General features: G+C 65.5%; 19 protein-coding genes, 1 tRNA gene, 1 other RNA gene and 1 pseudogene. 10 read left to right on the forward strand and 12 right to left on the reverse strand.

Features of this window, described 5'->3' with window-relative positions:
* Window positions 1-12: 12 nt before the first annotated feature.
* Window positions 13-1,014, reverse strand: coding sequence for a DEDDh family exonuclease (locus B586_RS18530; protein ID WP_054880820.1), 1,002 nt, complete (start codon window positions 1,012-1,014; stop codon window positions 13-15).
* Window positions 1,015-1,180: 166 nt separating this feature from the next.
* Between B586_RS18530 and B586_RS18535 the strand changes: the two genes are divergently transcribed.
* Entirely contained in the window at window positions 1,181-2,437 is a 1,257-nt protein-coding gene (locus B586_RS18535) for a Mur ligase family protein (protein ID WP_047316203.1), read from the forward strand.
* A complete protein-coding gene (locus B586_RS18540) occupies window positions 2,430-3,137 on the forward strand; it encodes a type 1 glutamine amidotransferase (protein WP_047316202.1) in 708 nt (235 codons plus the stop codon). The genes B586_RS18535 and B586_RS18540 overlap by 8 nt, the downstream gene beginning before the upstream one ends.
* Here B586_RS18540 and B586_RS18545 read toward each other — a convergent pair.
* From B586_RS18545 to B586_RS18555, 3 genes are all read right to left on the reverse strand, one after another.
* Window positions 3,134-3,967, reverse strand: coding sequence for a PDDEXK family nuclease (locus B586_RS18545; RefSeq protein ID WP_054879170.1), 834 nt, complete (start codon window positions 3,965-3,967; stop codon window positions 3,134-3,136). The genes B586_RS18540 and B586_RS18545 overlap by 4 nt on opposite strands.
* Before the next feature lie 96 nt (window positions 3,968-4,063).
* Window positions 4,064-4,675: a recombination mediator RecR gene (gene recR / locus B586_RS18550; RefSeq protein ID WP_047316201.1), complete on the reverse strand. Its 612-nt coding sequence runs from the start codon at window positions 4,673-4,675 to the stop codon at window positions 4,064-4,066.
* Between the two features lie 11 nt (window positions 4,676-4,686).
* Window positions 4,687-5,034 (reverse strand): YbaB/EbfC family nucleoid-associated protein, encoded by a 348-nt coding sequence (locus B586_RS18555; RefSeq protein WP_047316200.1) that lies wholly within the window; start codon window positions 5,032-5,034, stop codon window positions 4,687-4,689.
* 134 nt (window positions 5,035-5,168) lie between these two features.
* Here B586_RS18555 and B586_RS18560 point away from each other — a divergent pair, with 134 nt between their 5' ends.
* On the forward strand, window positions 5,169-5,903 hold the full coding sequence (locus B586_RS18560) for an Rv3717 family N-acetylmuramoyl-L-alanine amidase (RefSeq protein ID WP_054879169.1): 735 nt from the start codon (window positions 5,169-5,171) through the stop codon (window positions 5,901-5,903).
* 186 nt (window positions 5,904-6,089) lie between these two features.
* Here the strand turns inward: B586_RS18560 and B586_RS18565 are convergent, their stop codons facing one another.
* Window positions 6,090-6,527, reverse strand: coding sequence for an SRPBCC family protein (locus tag B586_RS18565; RefSeq protein ID WP_054880819.1), 438 nt, complete (start codon window positions 6,525-6,527; stop codon window positions 6,090-6,092).
* Window positions 6,528-6,616: 89 nt separating this feature from the next.
* On the opposite strand from B586_RS18565, the gene B586_RS18570 reads away from it, so the two are divergent.
* Complete coding sequence (locus B586_RS18570; RefSeq protein WP_047316198.1) at window positions 6,617-7,996, forward strand: FAD-binding oxidoreductase; 1,380 nt, start codon at window positions 6,617-6,619, stop codon at window positions 7,994-7,996.
* Entirely contained in the window at window positions 7,993-9,312 is a 1,320-nt protein-coding gene (locus B586_RS18575) for a class I SAM-dependent methyltransferase (protein ID WP_054879168.1), read from the forward strand. The genes B586_RS18570 and B586_RS18575 overlap by 4 nt, the downstream gene beginning before the upstream one ends.
* Window positions 9,313-9,377: 65 nt before the next feature.
* Here B586_RS18575 and B586_RS18580 read toward each other — a convergent pair whose 3' ends face one another.
* The 3 genes from B586_RS18580 to ffs form a co-directional block, all read right to left on the reverse strand.
* Complete coding sequence (locus tag B586_RS18580; RefSeq protein WP_054879167.1) at window positions 9,378-11,195, reverse strand: DNA polymerase III subunits gamma/tau; 1,818 nt, start codon at window positions 11,193-11,195, stop codon at window positions 9,378-9,380.
* A gap of 81 nt (window positions 11,196-11,276) precedes the next feature.
* Window positions 11,277-12,581 (reverse strand): aspartate aminotransferase type Ic, encoded by a 1,305-nt coding sequence (locus B586_RS18585; RefSeq protein WP_156406836.1) that lies wholly within the window; start codon window positions 12,579-12,581, stop codon window positions 11,277-11,279.
* A gap of 87 nt (window positions 12,582-12,668) precedes the next feature.
* Window positions 12,669-12,765: signal recognition particle sRNA small type (gene ffs, locus B586_RS20535), an RNA gene on the reverse strand.
* Window positions 12,766-12,954: 189 nt separating this feature from the next.
* Between ffs and B586_RS18590 the strand changes: the two genes are divergently transcribed.
* A tRNA-Ser gene (locus B586_RS18590) sits at window positions 12,955-13,040 on the forward strand.
* A 101-nt stretch (window positions 13,041-13,141) separates the two neighbouring features.
* On the forward strand, window positions 13,142-13,894 hold the full coding sequence (gene lucA / locus B586_RS18595) for a lipid uptake coordinator LucA (RefSeq protein WP_054879165.1): 753 nt from the start codon (window positions 13,142-13,144) through the stop codon (window positions 13,892-13,894).
* Between the two features lie 16 nt (window positions 13,895-13,910).
* Here the strand turns inward: lucA and B586_RS18600 are convergent, their stop codons facing one another.
* A complete protein-coding gene (locus tag B586_RS18600) occupies window positions 13,911-14,717 on the reverse strand; it encodes an enoyl-CoA hydratase/isomerase family protein (RefSeq protein ID WP_236971331.1) in 807 nt (268 codons plus the stop codon).
* 11 nt (window positions 14,718-14,728) lie between these two features.
* On the reverse strand, window positions 14,729-15,106 hold the full coding sequence (locus B586_RS18605; RefSeq protein ID WP_054879164.1) for a hypothetical protein: 378 nt from the start codon (window positions 15,104-15,106) through the stop codon (window positions 14,729-14,731).
* A 307-nt stretch (window positions 15,107-15,413) separates the two neighbouring features.
* Between B586_RS18605 and B586_RS22325 the strand changes: the two are divergent.
* A pseudogene (locus tag B586_RS22325) lies at window positions 15,414-15,618 on the forward strand (dihydrodipicolinate reductase); the annotation flags it as partial.
* Between the two features lie 41 nt (window positions 15,619-15,659).
* Here B586_RS22325 and lipL read toward each other — a convergent pair.
* Window positions 15,660-16,961, reverse strand: a complete 1,302-nt coding sequence (gene lipL, locus B586_RS18610; RefSeq protein ID WP_054879163.1) for an esterase/beta-lactamase LipL — start codon at window positions 16,959-16,961, stop codon at window positions 15,660-15,662.
* A gap of 285 nt (window positions 16,962-17,246) precedes the next feature.
* Here lipL and B586_RS18615 point away from each other — a divergent pair, with 285 nt between their 5' ends.
* The gene (locus B586_RS18615; protein ID WP_082129627.1) at window positions 17,247-17,981 is read left to right on the forward strand and encodes a cutinase family protein; all 735 of its coding nucleotides are present in this window, start codon (window positions 17,247-17,249) and stop codon (window positions 17,979-17,981) included.
* Window positions 17,982-18,049: 68 nt separating this feature from the next.
* Here B586_RS18615 and B586_RS18620 read toward each other — a convergent pair whose 3' ends face one another.
* Window positions 18,050-18,202 (reverse strand): hypothetical protein, encoded by a 153-nt coding sequence (locus tag B586_RS18620; RefSeq protein ID WP_168162489.1) that lies wholly within the window; start codon window positions 18,200-18,202, stop codon window positions 18,050-18,052.
* A gap of 237 nt (window positions 18,203-18,439) precedes the next feature.
* Between B586_RS18620 and B586_RS18625 the strand changes: the two genes are divergently transcribed.
* Window positions 18,440-21,664, forward strand: coding sequence for an MFS transporter (locus B586_RS18625; protein WP_082607765.1), 3,225 nt, complete (start codon window positions 18,440-18,442; stop codon window positions 21,662-21,664).
* Window positions 21,665-21,775: the final 111 nt, after the last annotated feature.

Consider the following 21,775-nt stretch of genomic DNA (forward strand, 5'->3'; position numbering starts at 1 on the left):
GTCACCCGCGCATCAAAACAGCGTGAACTGCTCGTCGGTCGCGGCGACGTTGGCGAATTCGTCCATGCTGGTGCCGCCGACGACGGCGCGAACGCAGTCCATGAATTGCTCGTCAGAAACCACTGGCACACCTAATTGCCTGGCGAGATAGCCCTTGCCCTGCGCGGGGGCGGCTTCGTTGCAAATCACCAGTGACGTCTCGCGGTCGACGGCCTCGCTGTAGGCCAGCCCGGTGTGCAGGATTCGCTCGACGAGTTCTTCGTGAGTGCGTGCCAACTCGGCCGCCAGGGCCACCCGCATGCCTTGGACCAGCGGTCTGCCGCGGACGTATCGCCCCGGGTTGAGATACGGACACGGCATGCGGGCAGCCAGCGCCTTCAGCGGTCGCAGCTCGTCGTGGGTCACCCGGCCGTTGGGCCAGCGGCGCCGGGTCACCGGACGCACCGGAAGCCACACGTCGAGTTGGCGCGCCCTCTTGAGCGCCGCTGCCAGCACCCCGGTCAAAACCAGTGCGTCGTCGAAGGCGTCATGCGGCCGTTGCTGGGGCACACCCCAGTGCGCCGCGAGAGTCTCCAACCGCAGATTGTCGATCCCCAGGCCTAGCCGCCGGGCCAGCTCGACCGTGCACATGACGCTGTCGACGGGGAGTTCGGCTTCCGCGATCTCGGCCTCCGCGGCGAGAAACGCGTAGTCGAACGCGACATTGTGCGCCACCAGCGTGCGGCCGCGCAGCACCTCGACCACGTCACCGACAATGTCGGCGAATTGCGGCTGATCTTCGAGCATGGCGGCCGTCAGGCCATGCACGTGGGTAGGACCCGGGTCCACCCCGGGATTGAGCAGGCTGACCACCGACCGCTCCACGCGTCCGTCGGCATCGAGGCCGAGTGCGGCAACGCTGATGATCCGGGCCTGACCGGGATGAAAACCCGAGGTCTCGACGTCGATGACGGCCCAACCCGTGACCGGCTCGCTGGCTGGCCAACCCCAGGGCGCCGGATTTTGGGGGGTCATGAACTTCAGGATTGCATGTCGAGCCGACATTACCGGCGTCGCTGCGCGTCGTGTCGGCCCGCCACGCCCGGCGCAAGCGCCGCGCTTGCGATCGCCTCGACTTGATGGGGGCGACCCGCCATGCCCGGCGCAAGCGCCGCGCTTGCGATCGCCCTAAACTGCGCGGGTGGTTACCGCCCGCGCACATCTAGCCCTGGCCGCCGGGGCAGGCGCGCGGTGGGCGTCGCGGATTACCGGACGCGGAGCTGGGGCGATGATCGGCGGCCTAGTAGCGATAACCCTGGACCGCTCGATTCTCAGCCAGCTCGGAGCGGGCCGGCGCACCGTCGTCGTCACCGGCACCAACGGCAAATCGACGACCACCCGGATGGCTGTGGCCGCGTTGGAGGCCGCGTCGAGCACGCTGGTCCCTGGCTCGGTTGCGACCAATGCTGAAGGCGCCAACATGGACGCCGGCCTGGTGGCCGCGCTGGCCGCGAACCGTGGCGCCGAACTCGCAGTCCTTGAGGTCGACGAGATGCATGTGCCGCACGTCGCCGATGCCCTCACGCCTCGCGTCGTCGTCCTGCTGAACCTGTCGCGCGATCAGCTGGACCGCGTCGGCGAGATCAACGTGATCGAACGCACGCTGCGCGCCGGCCTGGCCCGGCACCCGGCGGCCGTCGTCATCGCCAACTGCGACGACGTGCTGATGACCTCGGCCGCCTACGACAGTCCGAACGTGGTGTGGGTGGCCGCGGGTGGCACGTGGTCGAACGACTCGGTCAGCTGCCCCCGCAGTGGCGAGGTCATCGTCCGCGACAACGGACACTGGTATTCCACCGGCGCCGATTTCAAGCGACCCAGCCCGCACTGGTGGTTCGACAACAACACCCTGTACGGGCCCGACGGGCTGGCGCTGCCGATGCGGCTGGCACTGCCCGGCTCGGTAAATCGCGGCAACGCCGCTCAGGCGGTGGCCGCCGCCGTCACGCTGGGCGCCAACGCCACAACAGCAGTAGCAGCAGTGTCCAAGGTCGATGAAGTCGCCGGACGGTACCGGAGCGTGCGAATCGGCGAACACACCGCCCGGATCCTGCTGGCTAAGAATCCGGCGGGCTGGCAAGAAGCGCTGTCGATGGTGAACAGACACGCTGCCGGGGTGGTCATCTCGGTCAACGGGCAGGTGCCCGACGGCGAGGATCTGTCGTGGTTGTGGGATGTGCGCTTCGAACACTTCGGGGAGGCCTTCAAAACTCCAGTGGTAGCCGCCGGCGAACGCGGCACCGACCTGGCGGTACGCCTGGGATACGCGGGGGTGGAACACACCTTGGTGCACGACACCGTAGCCGCGATCGCCTCCTGCCCACCCGGGCAGGTGGAGGTCGTCGCCAACTACACCGCCTTCCTCCAGCTGCAGCGCAGGTTGGCGCGTCATGGCTGACTCGGTCATTCGGATCGGGCTGGTATTGCCCGACGTCATGGGCACCTACGGCGACGGCGGTAACGCGGTCGTGCTGCGCCAACGACTGCTATTGCGAGGCATCGCCGCTGAGATTGTCGAGCTGACGCTCGCTGATCCGGTGCCCGAGTCGCTGGACCTGTACACGCTGGGTGGCGCGGAGGACTACGCGCAGCGGCTGGCCACGAGACACCTGCTGCGGTATCCGGGCCTGCAGCGAGCCGCGGCCCGCGGCGCACCCGTGCTGGCGATCTGTGCGGCGGTGCAGGTGCTCGGCCAATGGTACGAGACATCGTCCGAGGAACGAGTTGACGGCGTGGGTTTGCTGGATGTGACTACCGCGCCACAAGATGCACGCACCATTGGCGAACTGGTCAGCACGCCGTTGCTGGCCGGCTTGAGCCAACGCCTGAGCGGCTTCGAAAACCACCGCGGTGGCACCGTGTTGGGCCCCGCGGCGACGCCACTGGGCGCGGTGGTCAAGGGAGCGGGTAACCGGGCGGGTGACAACTTCGACGGCGTCATTCAGGGCAGTGTGGTGGCGACCTACATGCACGGACCCTGCCTGGCCCGTAACCCCGAGCTTGCCGACCTGTTGCTGAGCAAGGTGGTAGGTGAGCTGGCGCCACTAGAGCTGCCCGAGGTGGAGTTGCTACGCCGCGAGCGACTGGCGGCTCGCTAGGGGGCCCTCCAGCCTCTGGAGAGCAGCGCGTTGCGCACGCGAACCAGCACCTCGTTGGCTTTGTCTTCGGCAATTACGCGGATGATGATCCAGCCCAGTTCTTCCAACTTGCGCAGCCGTCGCTGGTCACGGACGTACTGGCGGCGGTCGCTGCGATGCTGATCTCCGTCATACTCGGCCGCCACCTTGAGTTCCTCCCAGCCCATGTCCAGCACGCCCACAGTGCGCCAGCTGTGCACCACCGGTATCTGCGTGGTCGGAATGGGTAAGCCGTTGTCGATCAGCAACAGCCGCAGCCATGTCTCCTTGGGTGACGCCGCACCGCCGTCGATCAGCGGCAACACCGTACGCAGCCGTCGGACACCCCTGGCACCCGCGTGGCGCTTGGCCAGAAGCAACACCTCTTCGGTTAAGAACGGCGTCGCCCACATCAGCGCATCGAGGCGTGCCAAAGCCTGCCCACGCGGCAGCTGCCTGCCGAGGTCATAGGCGGTCCTCGCCGGTGTGGTGACCGGCAGACCGGCGACGCGGGTGACCTCGTCGTCGGCCAACGTCTCATCGCGGGCAACAAGCCCCTCAGGCGGTCTGGTGTTGGACCAGATCAACTCGATGGGGGTGTCGTCCTCGACCCATCGTGCACCGTGCAGCGCCGAAGCGGCGACGCCGGCGACGACACCTCGTCGCCCAGACCACAACCACGCGCCGACCGTACGGTCTCGCAGTGACAAGTTGTGATCCTTCGGGGCGTAGACCCCTGGGTAAACCGGGTGGTACCACCGTTGCAGCTTGTGCCGAGTCACGTCACCGGTACCGACAAACACCGACGCCATGCCGGAATGTTGGCATCGGGGCCCGACAATTCGCCGAGGCTGTAAATCTGCAGGAGAAGCGCGAGTAGGGGCCTGCGGAATTACAGGCTCGGTGAATCAGACCATGGCGCGACGGCCGGTCAGCGCGCGGCCGAGGGTCAGCTCGTCGGCGAACTCCAGGTCGCCGCCCATCGGCAGCCCGGACGCGATCCGCGTCACGGTCAGGCCGGGGATATCGCGCAGCATTCGAACCAAATAGGTGGCGGTTGCCTCACCCTCAGTATTGGGGTCGGTGGCGATGATCACCTCGGTGATGTCCACCTCGTCGACCCGCTCCCCGATGCGGCTCAACAGCTCGCGGATCCGCAGCTGGTCGGGACCAATTCCGGAGAGCGGATCAAGCGCACCGCCCAACACGTGATAGCGCCCGCGGAATTCGCGTGTGCGCTCCACGGCCTGGACATCTTTCGGCTCCTCGACAACGCACACCACAGATGCATCTCGACGGGTATCAGAACAAACTCTGCATCGCTCGTCGTCGGAGACATTGCCGCACACCGCACAGAACCGGACGCCATCGCGGACCTTCGCCAACGCGGCGGTCAACCGGTCGATATCTTGCGGTTCAACCGATAACAGGTGGAAAGCGATGCGCTGCGCGCTTTTAGGTCCGATACCAGGCAGCTTGCCAAGCTCGTCGATCAGATCCTGGACCGGCCCCTCAAACATGTCGGTGCAAGTCAGGTTCCTGGCATGTAAGTCGGTGGGGTCGGCGGAGGTGTTGGGCGCATGGCGCCCGTCAGCGCGCCCAAGCGCTCCTGAGCCAGTTTGGTGACTTGCTTGGAAGCATCAGCCATCGCCCCGACGATCAGGTCCTGCAAGGTCTCAATGTCGTCGGGGTCGACGACCTGGGGATCGATGGCGACACTGACCACTTCGCCACTGCCTTTGACGACGACCTTGACCAAGCCGCCACCGGCCTGACCATGCACCTGCGCGTTCGCAAGCTGTTGTTGGGCTTCCAGTAGCTTTTGCTGCATCTGCTGCGCCTGAGCGAGCAGCGCTGACATATCGCCTCCGGGTTGCATGACATTCCCCTCGCATCTTGATCTCGAGTTGGTCTCGCCTGCGGGTATCGGGCGATTCGAAACCCCCAGCCTAGACTGCGCCACGCTACCTTTGCGCCGTGAACGCACGAGTTAACTTCCGTGTCGGGTTTCGAATGATCGTAGGTGTACTCGTCGCGGCCTCGACGGCAATCATCCCGACCGCGGCGGCCTATCCTTCTAACCCCGCCAATATCGCTGGCACGGTCGTGTTCATCGACCCCGGCCACAATGGCTCCAATGACGCATCTATCAGCCGCCAGGTGCCCACCGGTCGGGGTGGCACCAAGGACTGCCAGGCCAGCGGCACGTCGACGAACAGTGGCTATCAAGAACACACTCTCACCTGGGACACCGCGCTGCGAGTGCGCGCCGCGTTGAACGGCCTGGGTGTGCGGACCGCCCTGTCCCGCGGCAACGACACTGCGCTGGGCCCGTGCGTCGACGCACGCGCCAACATGGCCAATGCGTTGCACCCCAATGCGGTCATCAGCCTGCACGGCGACGGCGGCCCGGCATCCGGCCGGGGCTTTCACGTCAACTACTCCGCCCCGCCGCTCAACACGGTGCAGGCCGGCCCGTCGGTGCAGTTCGCGCGAATCATGCGCGACCAGTTGCAAGCCTCAGGCATTCCGCCGGCGAACTACATTGGCCAGAGCGGTCTGTACGGGCGTTCAGATCTGGCTGGCCTGAATCTGGCGCAGTATCCGTCGATCTTGATCGAGTTGGGCAACATGAAGAATCCAGCCGACTCGGCGCTGATGGAGTCGCCCGAAGGCAGACAAAAATACGCCGACGCTGTAGTCCGCGGCGTCGCGGGCTTCCTTGCCGCCCAGAGCCAGGCGCACTGAACCCGCCGCATCGTCACCGGGCTAAAGCTGAATTGCCCGACTCGCCCCCGCAAGCGGGAGGTACCCCCACCTCAGCCCGCTACGCGGGCCGCATCGTCACCGGGCTAAAGCTGAATTACCCGACTCGCCCCCGCAAGCGGGAGGTACCCCACCTCAGCCCGCTACGCGGGCCGCATCGTCACCGGGCTAGCTTTCCAGCTCGTTCTTCAGGTTGGCCAGCACCTCGGCCTGGAGCTTCTTCAGCCCCAGCGGCGCAAAGGTCTTTTCGAAGAAGCCTTTGACACCGCCCGCACCGGTCCAGGCCGTCTTCATCGTCACGCTGGATCCCGGTCCCGCGGGAGCCACCGTCCAGCTAGTGACCATGGACGAGTTCGCGTCCTTCTCAATGACGGTGTGGCCAGCGACATCAACATCAACCTGCACATCGCGAACACGTGATTTGGTGGCCTGCAACTTCCACTTCGCGACGGTGCCCGGCCCTTGGCCGCCCTGCACCACCTGATACTCGCTGTACTGCGAAGACAGAATTTTTGGGCGCATCTTCTGATAGTCCGCCACCGCAGCAAGTGTGGCCGCGGGCTCAACATTGATCAAGACCGTGCTGGCTGCGCTCACCTGTCCCATCAGGCGCGACTCCTCTGTTGTGATTACGGTGCCCCCGCACTTGGCCATGGGGTCGGTGCGGGGAACTGTGGTCGGGGACTAGGGTATATGTGGTGCCTGTTCAAGCATCTGCACTGGCTGTCCACACATCTGGTGTCGAGCGGTTGTTGGCGAGCTATCGATCCATCCCCGCCACGTCGCCCGTCCGGCTCGCCAAGCCGACCTCAAACCTGTTCCGCGCCCGTGCTAAACGCGATGCACCCGGCCTGGATGCCTCGGGGCTGACCGGTGTCATCAGCATCGACACCGAAGCCCGCACCGCCGATGTGGCCGGCATGTGCACCTACGATGACCTGGTAGCCGCTACCTTGCCTTACGGCCTTTCGCCACTGGTGGTTCCGCAACTGAAGACCATCACCGTCGGCGGTGCGGTCACCGGGTTGGGCATCGAATCGGCCTCGTTTCGCAATGGCCTACCACACGAATCGGTGCTGGAAATGGATATCCTCACCGGCGCTGGCGAATTGCTCACCGTATCGGCAGACCAGCACTGCGACCTGTACCGCGCCTTCCCCAATTCTTATGGGACGTTGGGATATTCAACCCGGCTTCGAATCGCGCTGGAGCCTGTCGCGCCGTTCGTGGCGCTGCGACACATCCGATTTCACTCGCTGACCGAAATGGTCGCGGCGATGGAACGCATCATCGACACCGGCGGACGAGACGGCATCCCAGTCGATTATCTCGACGGTGTGGTGTTCAGTGCTGACGAGAGCTACCTATGCGTCGGTAAGCGGACCACAACCCCGGGACTGGTCAGCGACTACACCGGACAACGCATCTACTACCGGTCGATCCAGCACGACAACGACGTTAAAGAAGACCGGTTGACAATCCACGACTATATGTGGCGCTGGGACACCGACTGGTTTTGGTGCTCTCGCGCGTTTGGGGCGCAGAACCGGCAACTGCGGCGCTGGTGGCCGCGCCGCTACCGGCGCAGCAGCGTGTACTGGAAGCTGGTGGCCGCCGACCGGCGCTTTGGAATCGCTGACCGGATCGAGGCGCGCAATGGCCGTCCACCACGGGAACGGGTGGTGCAGGACGTTGAGGTGCCGATCGAACGGACCTGCGAGTTCTTGCAGTGGTTCCTAGGCAACGTGCCCATTGCTCCGATCTGGTTGTGCCCGTTGCGGCTTCGTGATCACAACAGTTGGCCGCTGTATCCGATCCAACCGGACCGCAGCTACGTCAACATTGGGTTCTGGTCCACGGTGCCAGCTGGCGCCACCGAGGGCGCGACCAACCGGACGATCGAGGCCAAGGTCAGTGCGCTCGATGGGCACAAGTCGTTGTATTCCGACTCCTTCTATACCCGCGAGGAGTTTACCGAGCTGTATGGCGGGGAGTCCTACAACACCGTGAAGAAGATATACGATCCCGACTCACGTCTCCTCGACCTTTATGCAAAGGCGGTGCAACGACGATGACCACAACCAGAGATCCCGAGCGTTTCACCCAGATTTCTGGGGGCAAACTGACAATGGCCGAGATTCTGGCGATCTTGACCGCTACCGGGCAACAGCCGCTGAAGTTCACCGCGTATGACGGCAGCACCGCAGGCCACGATGATGCCGAAATGGGTCTGGATCTATGCACCCCCCGCGGCGCCACCTACTTGGCCACGGCTCCCGGTGAGCTCGGTATTGCACGCGCGTATGTAGCCGGTGACCTGCAGGCCCGCGGTGTCCATCCCGGTGATCCCTACGCGCTGCTCAAAACACTGACCGACAGAGTCCAATTCAAACGACCGTCACTGCGCGTACTGGCCAGTGTCGTCCGCTCTCTTGGCGTTGAGCATTTGCTGCCGATCGCACCGCCTCCGCAGGAGACACCGCCCCGGTGGCGCCGGATCACTGACGGCCTGCTGCACAGCAAGGCTCGTGACGCCGAGGCCATCCACCACCACTACGACGTCTCCAACACGTTCTACGAGTGGGTGCTCGGGCCCTCGATGACCTACACCTGCGCGGTCTATCCGAACGCCGAGGCGACGTTGGAAGAGGCCCAGGAGAACAAATACCGTCTGATTTTCGAGAAGCTGCGACTACAGCCCGGTGACCGGCTACTCGATGTCGGCTGCGGCTGGGGCGGTATGGTGCGCTACGCCGCCCGACGCGGGGTCCGGGTCATCGGTGCGACGCTGTCGGCCGAGCAAGCGAAGTGGGCGCGAAAAGCGATTGACGACGAGGGGTTGACAGAGCTTGCTGAAGTGCGGCATTCCGACTACCGCGATGTATGCGAGACGGAGTTCGACGCCGTCTCGTCGATTGGGCTGACCGAGCACATCGGCGTCAAGAATTACCCCGCCTACTTCAACTTCCTGAAGTCGAAGTTGCGGACCGGCGGTCTGCTGCTTAATCACTGCATCACCCGCCGCGACAACACGTCGACCTCCTTTGCCGGCGGATTCACCGACCGCTACGTCTTCCCCGACGGGGAACTAACCGGCTCGGGACGCATCATCACCGAGATCCAAGAGGTCGGTTTGGAAGTGCTGCACGAGGAGAACTTCCGGCACCACTACGCGATGACGCTGCGCGACTGGTGCCGCAACCTCGTCGAGCACTGGGACGACGCGGTTGCCGAGGTCGGCCTACCCATCGCCAAGGTCTGGGGTTTGTATATGGCGGCGTCGCGGGTGGCCTTCGAACGAAACAACCTTCAGCTGCATCACGTACTGGCAACGAAGGTCGACGTGTGGGGTGACGACAGCCTCCCGCCGCGACCTTGGTGGACGCCTTAGTGGCGATCGCAAGTGCGGCGGAGCCGGACGAAGCCACCATCGAGCTTAGTTGTCGACCGCGTCAGTCAGCCATTATCGATACGGCGGGCGCCCAGTTCGGTTTGCAACAGTTCGAGCGCAACCTCTTCCGGATCGCGACGCGGCGCGGACGGGTCGCTGCGGCCGGCTTCGGCTAGCATGCCCTCCTCTTCGTCCTCGTCGTCCTGCTGAGCAGAATCCAGATCAGGGACAGGCGCTTTCTCCCGGGCGGGCGGCGCGGCCACGCACTCGCCAGCGGGTGGTGCACCCACGGTAGGCGCGGGTGCACCGACCTCGCATCGCACCCGCCAGTTCACACCCAGCGCGTCTTTGAGCGCTTCGGCGATGACATCTGCGTTGCGTTGTTCAGACAACCGCTTGGCCAGTGGCGCCGATCCGTGGGTCAACACCAAGGTGTTGTCCTCAACCGCGCGGACGGTCGCGCCCGCCAGCATCACCTCGGTGGTGCGGCTGCGCCGGCGTACCTTCTCACGCACCGTCGGCCACATGGTTCGTACCGCGGCCGCATTGGGTTCACCCGCGACAGGGGTTGATTCGGCGACCACTGGCGCTGGAGCCGGCTCGGAGGGCGGGACAGGCGGGGGATCCTGAACGGGCGGGGGCGGCGGGACGGGCTGAGCAACTGGTTGCGCAACCTGCTCGGCAGGCGCTGACCGAGGCGTGTACACCGCCCTGGCGGCGGGGATCGACATATCCAGCCGGGTCTCGATTCGCTCGACCCGTTGCAGCAGCGCCGACTCGGTGTCCGTGGCCGAGGGCAGCAGCAGTCGCGCGCAGACCACTTCGAGCAGCAGACGTGGCGCCGTCGCACCACGCATCTCCCCCAGCCCGGCCTGTACCACCTCGGCGTAGCGTGTCAACGTCGCCGGTCCGATTCTCACCGCTTGTTCCCGCATCCGGTCCAACACGTCCTCCGGCGCATCCACCACGCCACGGGCTGCCGCATCGGGAACCGCCTGCAGCACGATGAGGTCGCGGAATCGCTCGAGCAGATCGGTAGCGAAGCGCCGCGGGTCGTGGCCGGCATCAATCACCGACTCGACTGCACCGAACAACGCCGCCGCATCTGCAGCCCCGAGCGCATCGACGGCGTCGTCGATCAGTCCAACGTCGGTGGCACCTAGCAGCCCCAGCGCCCGCTGGTAGGTCACGTGATCGCCCTCCGCGCCAGCCACCAGCTGGTCCAGCACCGACAGCGTGTCTCGGGGGGAGCCGCCGCCGGCCCGGATGACCAGGGGATACACCGCGTCGTCGACGACGACGCCCTCCTGCTCACAGATTCGCCCGATCAACGCCCGCATGGTGCGCGGCGGCAGCAGCCGAAACGGGTAGTGATGGGTGCGCGATCGAATCGTCGGCAGCACCTTCTCCGGTTCGGTGGTGGCGAAGATGAAGATCAAGTGCTCGGGCGGTTCCTCGACGATCTTGAGCAACGCGTTAAAGCCGGCGGTGGTCACCATGTGCGCTTCGTCGACGATGAACACCCGGTACCGCGACTGGGCCGGCGCGTAGAACGCGCGGTCGCGCAGCTCACGAGTGTCGTCCACGCCGCCGTGGCTGGCCGCATCGAGCTCCACCACGTCGATGCTGCCGGGCGCGTTGGGAGCCAACGACAAGCATGATTCGCAGACACCACACGGCGTGGCCGTGGGCCCCTGCGCACAGTTCAGCGACCGCGCCAGAATGCGCGCCGACGAGGTCTTTCCGCAACCGCGCGGCCCGGAAAACAGGTAGGCATGGTTGATCCGGCCGGCTTCCAAAGCGATGGACAGCGGCTCGGTGACATGCTCCTGCCCCACCACCTCGGCGAAGGTTGCCGGTCGATACTTGCGGTACAGAGCCACGTCAGCAGGCTACTCAGGCCCGGTGACGATGCGGACCCCGGAGGGTCCGCTGAGGGGCGGCCAATCAAGCCTAGCCGCTGACTAACGCCCGGCCAGCGTCGAGGAGGCTAGTCCCGGGTTGAGCAGCGACTCGGAAGCCGCCAGCAGTGCGCACGTCGCCAGCCCGTCGACCGCGTTACGTAGGTCCGACAGCGACGGGAAACTCGGCGCAACCCGAATGTTCTTATCGTCCGGATCTTTTCGGTACGGGAATGACGCACCCGCTTCGGTAACTGCGATGCCGGCGTCCTTGGCCAGGGCGATGGTCCGGCGCGCCGTTCCGGGCAAGACGTCGAGGTTGATGAAGTAGCCGCCCTGGGGCTCGGACCAAGAGGCGATCTTGGAATCGCCGAGCCGCTGCTTCAGAATCTCGGCCGCCAACGCGAATTTCGGCGCCAGTATCTGCTGGTGGCGCAGCATGTGCACACGGACCCCGTCGGCATCGCCGAAGAAGCGTAAGTGCCGCAACTGGTTGACCTTGTCGGGGCCGATCGACTTCTTCCCCGCGTATTGCAGGTACCAGGCGATGTTGCCAAGCGATCCGCCCAGAAAACTGACACCGCCGCCGGCGAAGGTGATCTTCGAGGTGGACGCAAAGACGTAAGGCCGATGCGGATTGCCGGCTTTAGCGGCTAGCCCCAGCACGTCGACCTGGCGGATGAAGTCATGCGTCAAGGTGTGCACCGCGTACGCGTTGTCCCAGAACAACCGGAAGTCAGGTGCTGCCGTCCGCATCTGGGCGAGCCGGCGCACCGTTTCCCACGAGTAGGTGACGCCGGAGGGGTTGCCGAACACTGGCACCGTCCACATCCCCTTGATTGCGGGATCGACGGCGACTAACTCTTCGATCAGGTCGACGTCGGGACCGTCGTGGCGCATCGGGATCGGGATCATCTCGATGCCCATCGTCTCGGTAATGGCAAAGTGTCGGTCATACCCGGGGACGGGGCACAGAAACTTGACACTCGCTTCGTCCTTCCAGGGACGTACCGAGTCCACCCCGCCGTACAACATCGAGAAGACGACCAGATCGTGCATCAACTCCAGGCTGGAGTTGTTGCCCGCGATCAGGTTGGGCACTCCGATGCCGAGCAGCTCCGCGAATATGGCCCGCAGTCCGGGCAGGCCGTGCAGGCCGCCGTAGTTGCGGGTGTCGACGCCCTCAGAGTCGCGGTAATCGTCTCCGGGCAAGCGCAACAGCTGGTTGGACAGGTCGAGCTGTTCTGGGGACGGCTTGCCTCGAGTCAGATCCAAAGCCAGCTTCATGGCCTGCAGCTCCGCATAATCCTGCTGGTGGCGTGCGTGTACGGCTGCTAGCTCGTCAGGGCTGAGGGAATCGAACGACATCAATGGAACCCTTTCGCCGTCGAACACGGTGTGACATACGCAGATTTGGGGCAGGCCCCGAGCATAAGCGCTGGTTACGACACCCCGACGTAGGGGACCCCGCGCACCCGACAGAGCCCATTGACCCTTGCTGCCTTCCGGCCCTGGGGGAGTTCACAGGATAGACGCCGCGCGGGGTCCATCGCGAGTCTAGCCCCGTGGCGATCGCAAGCGCGGCGCAGCCGGGCGCAGCGGGTCACCACGCATCTCACCCCGTGGCGATCGCAAGCGCGGCGCAGCCGGGCGCAGCGGGTCACCACGCATCTTGCTCGGGTTGGGTCGGTCAGCGGCGACCGCAACACATGCGACCCGGCCCAGCGGCTACCATAGCCACGGAGGATTCGCCTAGTGGCCTATGGCGCTCGCCTGGAACGCGGGTTGGGTTAACAGCCCTCGCGGGTTCAAATCCCGCATCCTCCGCACGCGGTCGTTCTTTCACAGACACGATCAAGTTGGACACTGCTCTGGAGTCGGGTTGGTCGCCTTTAGGCCGGCTTGAAGTCACCAGCACGAGGAGGGGTATGGGGCGCAAAGTCGCCATGCTGTGGCACGCGTCATTTTCGATCGGCGCCGGCGTCCTCTACTTCTATTTTGTGCTGCCCCGCTGGCCGGAGCTGATGGGCGAAACCACGCACACGTTGGGGACGACGCTTCGCATCGTGACGGGTGTGCTGTTCGGCCTGGCCGCACTGCCGGTGGTGTTCACGCTGTTGCGCACCCGCAAGCCCGAGCTCGGCATCCCGCAGCTAGCACTGTCCATCAGAACCTGGTCGATCGTGGCCCACGTGCTGGCCGGGGTACTGATCGTGGGCACCGCCGTCAGCGAGATCTGGCTTAGCCTCGATGCCGCTGGACAGTGGTTGTTCGGGATTTACGGGGCCGCTGCCGCCATCGCGGTACTCGGATTCGCCGCCTTCTACCTGTCGTTCGTCGCCGAGCTGCCACCGCCACCGCCGAAACCGATCAAGCCGAAGAAAACCAACCAGCGACGTATTCGCGGCCGGACGGGCCGCAAGGGCGACCAGGCTGACGCCGATGAAGTCGAGGTTGGCGAGCTCAAGGAGACCGAAACGCCAGCGCAGGCCGAAGAGGCCACCGCGGAGGACCCTGAGCCAGCACCCGAATCGGGGACGCAGGAAGAAGCTGACGAGCTCCCAGCCGACAAGGCCGAAGAGGCCGACGAGCCCCGGCGCGGATTGCACAACCGCCGTCCGACCGGCAAAGTGTCACATCGGCGCAGGCGTTCACGCGGCGGGGTCGCGGTCGAGGAGTAGCAGCCTAGCCGCGCAGTCAGTCGCGGCGCCGCAGCCGCTCGACCGAGTCAGCGATGCGCTGGCGCGTGTGCTCCGCCCCCCACAGCTGGCGAACCTCGCGGTCAATGCCACCAGCCTCGCGGATCCGCGCCAGAGTAGGAGCGCGCAGTTGGGCCTTCGTATGCCGATAGACATCGACTGAAATATCGCCGAGGTCTGACGCCTCGGCAACGGCCGCCTCGACGAGATCTTCGGCGATGACACGGTGGGCAAGTCCGACCGCGACAGCCTCAACCCCCCGATAGATGCGGCCGCCAAGCAGCACTTCCTCCGCGCCATCTCCGCAGGCGTAACGCACCACTTCGAGCGCGGCCGGTGGAAACGGCACTCCGACGCGAACCTCCGACGCCCCGATCTGCGCATCGGGGCTCACCAGGCGACGGTCGCACGCGCAGGCCAGCACACACCCGCCTGCGATCGCGGCCCCATTGACTGCGGCCACGGTCGGCCCGGGATAGCAGAACATCGCCTCAAACATGTTGGACAGAGCCGGGATCAGCCGATCGGTGTAGCTAGCCCCGCCCTGCAACACCCGGTTGAGCTCAACTCCAGCGCAGAACACCCGGCCAGCACCGGTGACGACGAGTGCCCCACCACCCGCACGTTGCAGCTCGCGGATGGCCTCGGTCAGCTCATCCAGCAACTCCTCGTCGAGGGCGTTAACGCGCCCCGACGAAAGGGTCAGTACCCGCACCGTTCCCACGACTTGGATCTCAATCAAATGACACACTCCAGAGTTGCGCCCGGCTAGCGGAAATTCCCGGCTGCCGACCCTACCCGGCACGGGAGCCGGTGCTACTCGCGGCGGGCGAGGATGACCGGAATGTCGGTGTTCTCGTCGGTGTGATAGCTCGCGCACACCCGGTGGTAGCCGTCGGCGATCTGTAGCGGAACGCCCGTCGTGAAGTCGCCACGGATTAGCAGGATGGGCGACAGCGGCTCGCCTTTTCTGATTTTGGCCAGATCCGAAGCGACGTGGGGATTGTCAACAGGCAACAGACGCAGCTGCGCTGCCCGAAGAATGTCTTTGGCCTTCTTGTGCACAACGGTTCCGGCCTGCAGCTGCTCCGTCAACTCTTTGACAGAGTGCATGTCCGCAAGTAAACCAAGGTAATCGGCTGCCGCCGGAAAATCATGTGCCTCAGGCCTTTCCAGCCATTTCACGCTCGCCATCGGATGCCTCCCTCCATCTGACGCCCGCCACCCGACATCGCTAAGCCGGCTGAAACGCGACGCCCGTGTCGAGGCAGCCTACCGGCTTGACGCCAAGACAATTGGGGTCGGTAGTAACTCGCGCTTGAAACGCCTTCTCACGGCAGCGATCTGCCGGACTTGAACCCGGCTTCGGTGACCTGCGTCAAGCCAAGCGGCAAGATGACCACAAGGCCACCCCGAAGGTCGACCCCTGACGTGCGGCTGATCGATCGAACTCCGGGCGGCGAACGTGCCTGCGTCGAGCCGCCGCTTCCCTATGGAGCGAGTGCCAATCAGATACCGCGTCGTGCAATGGTGCACCGGCAACGTCGGCAAAAGCTCGCTGCAATCGATCGTCGCCAACCCCGCGCTGGAACTGGCCGCCGGGGAAAGCCGGCCGCGACGCGGGCGAACTAATCGGCATGCCGCTGCTGGGTGTGACCACCACCCACGACGTCGACGCGCTGCTCACCCTAAAACCGGACTGCGTGGCGCCAAAAAGCTAGCCCACCATCACCATGACCTCGACGACCTAAGCGTCCCCCGACGCTGCCGTTCCAGGGCTGGCCGCTCGCCGCCGAGCGGGCTTGGTGTAGGTCGCGCCAAGCTGCGGCACCTCGCGCGGGCCTTGGTGACGAGCGGCCTCGATCGCCTTACGCAGCGGACCGGCCAAGCCCGCGAATGACCCCATGTCGAAAAGCCGTGGCGTCACAAGCCGGTTGTGTATGTAACCGAACGAGCTGTGGGTTGCCGGATCCGCCCATCCGAGGGTTCCGCCTAGCCCAATGTGACCAAAGCCTTTGAGTAAGCCCGGAATTGGCGATTCGTGATAGCCAAGGTGAAAAGGCATCGGCATCATCGTGTTCAAGTCGGGCCAGGGAATTCGCGACTCGCCCGTCAGGCCACGCACCAACGCTTTGGACAGGTACCGTTTGCGGTCGATACGGCCGTCGTCGGCCAATACCGCATACATTTTGGCCAGGGCGCGGGCGGTCAGCACACCATTGGCCGCTGGAATCTCGCCGTCCAGCAGCGGCGTATCCCCTTGGATCAGCGATACGACGCCCGGGAAGTACACCGCCCCCAGGGCACCGGAAAACGGCAGACCGGCCACTTTCGGTGCGATGAAGTTAAACACCGGACCGCGCAGGTTCAGCTGCGGCATCAGGATCTGCGCCGGCCGGGTCGGCGAGCCGGCAGGAGGGCGGCCAAGATGCATGCCGTCGGTGTTGAGCGGGCGCGCGACCTCCTCGCGGATCAGCTGGCGCATGCCTTTGCCGGTCACCGCTCGGGCCAGGCCAGACAGCAGCCATCCATAGGTCAGCGCATGGTAGGCCTGCACGCCCCGCAGATGATCGACCCCCGCAGCCGCCAGGCGCTGCTCCATACGGAGATGGTCCATCAACTCCGTCTTGGTGACGCCCCGCAGATGCGACAACCCCGATCGATGCCGCAGCACGTCGCGAATCGTGATGTCGGCCTTCCCGTGGGCCGCGAACTCCGGCCAGTAGTCGCAGACCGGCGCGTCATAGGACAGCAACCCGCGGTCGACCAGCCGGTGAATCACCGTCGACGCGACGCCCTTGGTCGACGAGAAAACCATTGCGCCGGTATCGGCGGTCCAGAGCTCCGTGCCGGCTCGGTCCGACCACCCGGTCCAGACGTCGACGACGGGCCGCCCTTCGATGTACACGCTGAGGGCTCCGCCACCAAGCCGCCGCCCGGGAAATAGCTGCGCGAACAGCTTGACGACGTTTGCGAAATGCGGGTCGGCAGCCCCGGACACACCGCGCGGCAAGCCGTCGCCGGTGACGAGAAGAGCTGCCGGTGTCACTGCGCTGCGCGGCCCCGCGCCCTCAACCGAGCTACCGCGGGAGCAGCATGTCCGCGACCTGATGCGATCACGAGGATGACGCTATCAGTAGCACCGGCGCGGTTGGGTTCAGTTTGACGCGTACCCGCCGCCGGTGGTTCAGCTAAGGCGAGCTAGTTCAACCGAAGCCCAGCCGTACCGCCCAGCAAAATTGGGCGATCGTGCCATCAGGTTACAAAAAGGGTCTTGTGGCTATCCATATCGCAATTAGCATCGCAATAGCGGATTGAAATTGGGGTAAGGGTCATGAAGCGACGCGATTGGGTAGACGTCATCAATTTGATCGGTGCCAAGCGGTTCCCTGGGATTGCGGTGGCCGTGGGCGTCGCAGCGGTTGCGGCCAGTTGGGCCCTGCTGGGCGTGCCGGTGCCCGCAGCGACTGCCGACCCTTGTCCCGACATCGATGTGGTGTTCGCTCGCGGCACCGGCGAGCCGCCTGGCATTGGCAGCGTGGGAGGGCCTTTCGTGGACGCGCTGCGCAGCCAGGTTGGGTCCAAATCAATCGGGGTCTACCCGGTCAATTACCCCGCCAGTAGCGACTTCGGCAACAGTGATTTCCCCTTCACGGTCATCGATGGAATTCGTGACGCGAGCTCTCATATCGAGTCCATGGCAGCGAACTGCCCCAAGACCCGGGAGGTGCTGGGCGGATATTCCCAAGGCGCAGCAGTGGCTGGATATGTCACCTCGGCTGCCGTTCCGCCGGGAATACCTGCCGCCGTGGTCCCCCCACCCATGCCGCCGGAGGTAGCAAGCCACGTCGCCGCGGTCACGCTTTTCGGAACACCGTCGGATCATTTCCTGCAGCAATACGGCGCGCCGCCGATCGCCATCGGCCCGCTGTATCAGCCCAAGACCCTCGAGTTGTGCGCTGTGGGCGATGCGATTTGTGGTGACGGCGGCAGTCCCGCCGCGCATGCGCTCTATTCGGTGAACGGCATGGCGGGTCAGGCTGCGGACTACGCCGCAAACCACCTGTAACTTGCAATTCCGTTTCCCGACAAAGTAATTCGCGCCTCCGCCGCGGTAGCGTCGGGGGCAGCTAGACGTTATGTGGTCGGCCCAGGAGGTTGCGCGTGCTGCTCATCGGAAGGCTCGCCAGGGGGCGAATTCTTCAGCCAGTTCCTGAGCCGAAGAAGCTGATTGATCACGATGCCGATCCCCAGGAGCGCCAGCGTCGTCACCACAATTGCGGTGGTCACGCACTCCATGGTGACAGGCCGAAGCATCGGCGGCTTCGTTGGCTGCCCGCGAGTCGCTAAAAGTAGGAACGATTTTCGCATTGGTCGTTTCGGCGCAGTGACTCTCGTCACGCTTTATGAACCAACGGCACTGCCACCGCGTACATTAATTCGGCACGCGTACATCAATTCGGCCGGTGGTTTCCCCCTTCATCACCACCTGGCCGGAAAACCCCTCAAAAATTGCCGGAGCTCATTATTACCGTACAGACCGTGCGCACCAACGCTGCGCCACCCCCCATTCAGACGCCGGTTGTCGACCCGGAACCAGGCAGCCGCCGCAGACCGCGACATCGCACCGGCGCTCCGCTTCGTCGACGCCGCCAGTCCTCCCCGACGGCGGTGCTGCTGGTGGCGGCTTTCGGTGCCTTCCTCGCGTTTCTTGATTCCACCATCGTCAATGTCGCGTTCCCCGACATTCAGCGGTATTTCCATAGCGGCATCAGCAACCTGTCGTGGGTGCTCAACGCCTACAACATTGTCTTCGCCGCGTTCTTGGTGGCGGCCGGCAAGCTCGCTGACCTGATGGGGCGCCGGCGGTTGTTCATCTCCGGCGTGGTGTTGTTCACGGTGGCCTCCGGCCTGTGCGCCGCTGCCGGCACCACCGGGCAGCTGATTGCGTTTCGGGTGCTGCAGGGTATTGGCGCAGCGGTTCTAGTGCCGGCATCGCTCGGGCTCGTTGTCGAGGCCTTCGACGCCAAGCGGCGCGCGCACGGGGTAAACCTGTGGGGCGCGGTGGGGGCCATTGCCGCGGGCCTCGGTCCGCCGGTCGGCGGGGCCCTGGTGGAGGCGTTGAACTGGCGGTGGGTGTTCCTGGTGAACCTCCCGTTGGGCGTCGCGGCGGTGCTGGCAGCTCGGCGCGTGCTGGTGGAGAGCCGGGCCGCGGGACGGCGCCGCGCGCCCGATTTGCGTGGCGCGGCGCTGCTGGCCCTGGCGCTGGGTCTGTTGACCCTGGGGCTGATCAAGGGCTCGGACTGGGGTTGGGGCAGCGTACCGACAATCGGGGTGCTGGTGGCAGCGGCGGTCGCACTGGTCGGATTTGTGATGAGCTCGCGGTACCACCCGGCGCCGCTGCTTGATCCCGCGTTGTTGCGCATGCGGTCGTTCGTGGCCAGCAGCGTGCTCACCGCCATCGCCTGCGTCGGTTTCTACGCCTACCTGCTGACGCACGTGCTGTTCCTGAACTACGTGTGGGGCTACTCGCTGCTGCGGGCCGGCCTCGCGGTGGCCCCCGCCGCGTTCATCGCGGCCGTGGTTGCGGGGGGGCTGGGCCGCGTCGCCGACCGGCATGGGTATCGCCTGATCATCACTGTCGGCGCGCTGTTTTGGGCTGCCGGACTGCTCTGGTACCTGAAGTGTGTCGGGTCCAAACCCGACTTCCTCGGTGAATGGTTGCCCGGCCAAATACTGCAGGGAATCGGGGTGGGCGCCACGTTCCCGCTGCTGGGCAGCGCCGCCCTGGCCGGGCTGGCCGCGGGCGGCAGCTATGCCACCGCTTCGGCCGTGACCGGCACCATCCGCCAGGTCGGCGCCGTTATCGGCGTCGCGCTGTTGGTGGTCCTGATCGGCACACCGGCACATGGCTTGACTGATGAGGCGCTGCGCCGCGGGTGGGCGATGGCCGCAATCTGTTTTGTCGCGGTCGCGGTCGGGGCGGTGTCGCTGGGCCGCGTCCGCCAGGCCCCCGCGGAGGTGGTTGAGGCACAGCCCGCGCCGCCAGTCGATCCCCCGCGATCGGGGCAACAGGCGATGGTGTCCACACCGACGGAACCGGCGCGGCCGGCGTCCCACCACGTCGAGGTGCCGGGGGCTCCGTCGGTGTTTTCCGAGCTGGACTCGGTCACCCTGGCCCAGCTGCGGGACCGCGGCGAGCAGGTGGAGCTGACGGCTGGCTCATATCTGTTCCACGCGGGCGATGCGTCTGATGCGCTTTACGTGGTGCAGAACGGCCGCCTACAGGTGCTCGACGCGGACGGCGTGGTCGCGGAGCTGGGCCGCGGCGAGGTGGTCGGCGAGCGTGGGTTGTTGATCGGTGCGCCGCGTTGGGCGTCGGTTCGAGCCGTACGGGACTCGTCCCTCACCCGACTGACCAAAGCCGAATTCGACAAGATCGCCGACGCCCGCGTACTTGGGGCACTGGTGCGAGTGCTCGCCCAACGGCAGCATCAGACTCCCCGCGCGGCCTTCCGGACAACACCCGAAACCGTAATCACGGTCATCGGCGCCGACGCCAGCGCACCGATAGCGATGGTGGCCACCGAACTTTGCGCGGCCCTGTCGACCCGGCTACGGGTAGTCGCCCCTGGCCGCGTCGACCGTGACGGGCTGGAACGCGCCGAACAGACCGCGGATCGGGTGGTGTTGCAGGTGGCGGCCGATGATCCAGAGTGGCGGGACTTCTGTTTGCGCGTCGCCGATCGCGTGGTGCTGGTCGCGGGTAACCCAGTCCCGCCTGCACAGCCGCTGCCGACAGCAGCTCAGGGCGCTGATCTGGTGTTGGCCGGACCGCCCGCCGACCAGGAGCACCGGCGTGCGTGGGAGCAATTGATCACGCCGCGGTCAGTGCATGTGGTCCGCCGTGGCGGCTACACCGACGACCTGCGCCCGCTCGCCGCTCGCATCGCCGGCAGGTCGGTCGGTCTCGTCCTTGGCGGTGGCAGCGCGCGGGCGTGTGCCCACCTCGGCGTGCTGGAGGAGCTGGAGGCAGCCGGGATCACGGTCGACCGGTTCGCCGGCACCAGCATGGGTGCGGTCATCGCTGGGCTGGCAGCTTGCGGTTTAGATGCGGCTGGTGTGGATGCGTACATCTACGAGTGCTTCGTGCGCAAGAGCCACAGCGACTACACCCTGCCGAGCAAGGGACTCATCCGTGGGAAACGCACCATGGCCACCCTGCGCAGCGCCTTTGGCGCGCAGCTGATCGAGGAGCTGCCGAAGCAGTTCCGCTGCGTCAGCGTGGATCTGCTAGCACGACGGCCCGTTGTGCACCGCCGAGGTCCGCTGGCCGACGTCCTCGCCTGTTCGTTGCGGCTACCGCTGCTGTATGCGCCCATGGTTTATAACGGCGCATTGCACGTCGATGGGGGCGTGCTGGATAACGTGCCCGTCACCGCGCTGGCGGGGTCGGAGGGCCCGCTGATTGCGGTGAGCGTGGCCACCGGCGCCAGCCCAAGTCCCACGTCCAGCAGCAAACGCAACAGACCGCCAACCGTGCCCAGCCTCAACGACACGCTGCTACGCACCATGACGATCAGCGGGGCGATGTCGACAACGGCTGCGCTGGCGCAGGCCGACGTCGTGATCAAGCCCAACCCGGTAGGAGTCGGATTGATGGAGTACTTCCAGATCGACCACGCCCGGGAGGCGGGACGGATCGCGGCCCGGGAAGCGTTGCCACAAATCATGGCGCTAGTACAGCGCTGAACGACGGGCCCGAGTCGTCGACACAACGCTCTGATCGGTAGCCGCCAAGCCAGCACCGCCGGCTGTCACCCGGCTGTCACGCGGTCGTAACGCCCACATAGCGCCTTACCC

It is taken from the genome of Mycobacterium haemophilum DSM 44634 (assembly GCF_000340435.2).
In the GTDB taxonomy this organism is placed as follows: domain Bacteria; phylum Actinomycetota; class Actinomycetes; order Mycobacteriales; family Mycobacteriaceae; genus Mycobacterium; species Mycobacterium haemophilum.

Excerpts from the sequence above, each read along its gene's own strand:
- B586_RS18530 (WP_054880820.1), bottom strand. The coding sequence starts at position 1,014 with ATGACCCCCCAAAATCCGGCGCCCTGGGGTTGGCCAGCCAGCGAGCCG.
- B586_RS18540 (WP_047316202.1), top strand. The coding sequence starts at position 2,430 with ATGGCTGACTCGGTCATTCGGATCGGGCTGGTATTGCCCGACGTCATG.
- B586_RS18545 (WP_054879170.1), bottom strand. The coding sequence starts at position 3,967 with ATGGCGTCGGTGTTTGTCGGTACCGGTGACGTGACTCGGCACAAGCTG.
- recR (WP_047316201.1), bottom strand. The coding sequence starts at position 4,675 with ATGTTTGAGGGGCCGGTCCAGGATCTGATCGACGAGCTTGGCAAGCTG.
- B586_RS18555 (WP_047316200.1), bottom strand. The coding sequence starts at position 5,034 with ATGCAACCCGGAGGCGATATGTCAGCGCTGCTCGCTCAGGCGCAGCAG.
- B586_RS18560 (WP_054879169.1), top strand. The coding sequence starts at position 5,169 with ATGATCGTAGGTGTACTCGTCGCGGCCTCGACGGCAATCATCCCGACC.
- B586_RS18565 (WP_054880819.1), bottom strand. The coding sequence starts at position 6,527 with ATGGGACAGGTGAGCGCAGCCAGCACGGTCTTGATCAATGTTGAGCCC.
- B586_RS18575 (WP_054879168.1), top strand. The coding sequence starts at position 7,993 with ATGACCACAACCAGAGATCCCGAGCGTTTCACCCAGATTTCTGGGGGC.
- B586_RS18585 (WP_156406836.1), bottom strand. The coding sequence starts at position 12,581 with ATGTCGTTCGATTCCCTCAGCCCTGACGAGCTAGCAGCCGTACACGCA.
- lucA (WP_054879165.1), top strand. The coding sequence starts at position 13,142 with ATGGGGCGCAAAGTCGCCATGCTGTGGCACGCGTCATTTTCGATCGGC.
- B586_RS18605 (WP_054879164.1), bottom strand. The coding sequence starts at position 15,106 with ATGGCGAGCGTGAAATGGCTGGAAAGGCCTGAGGCACATGATTTTCCG.
- B586_RS18615 (WP_082129627.1), top strand. The coding sequence starts at position 17,247 with ATGAAGCGACGCGATTGGGTAGACGTCATCAATTTGATCGGTGCCAAG.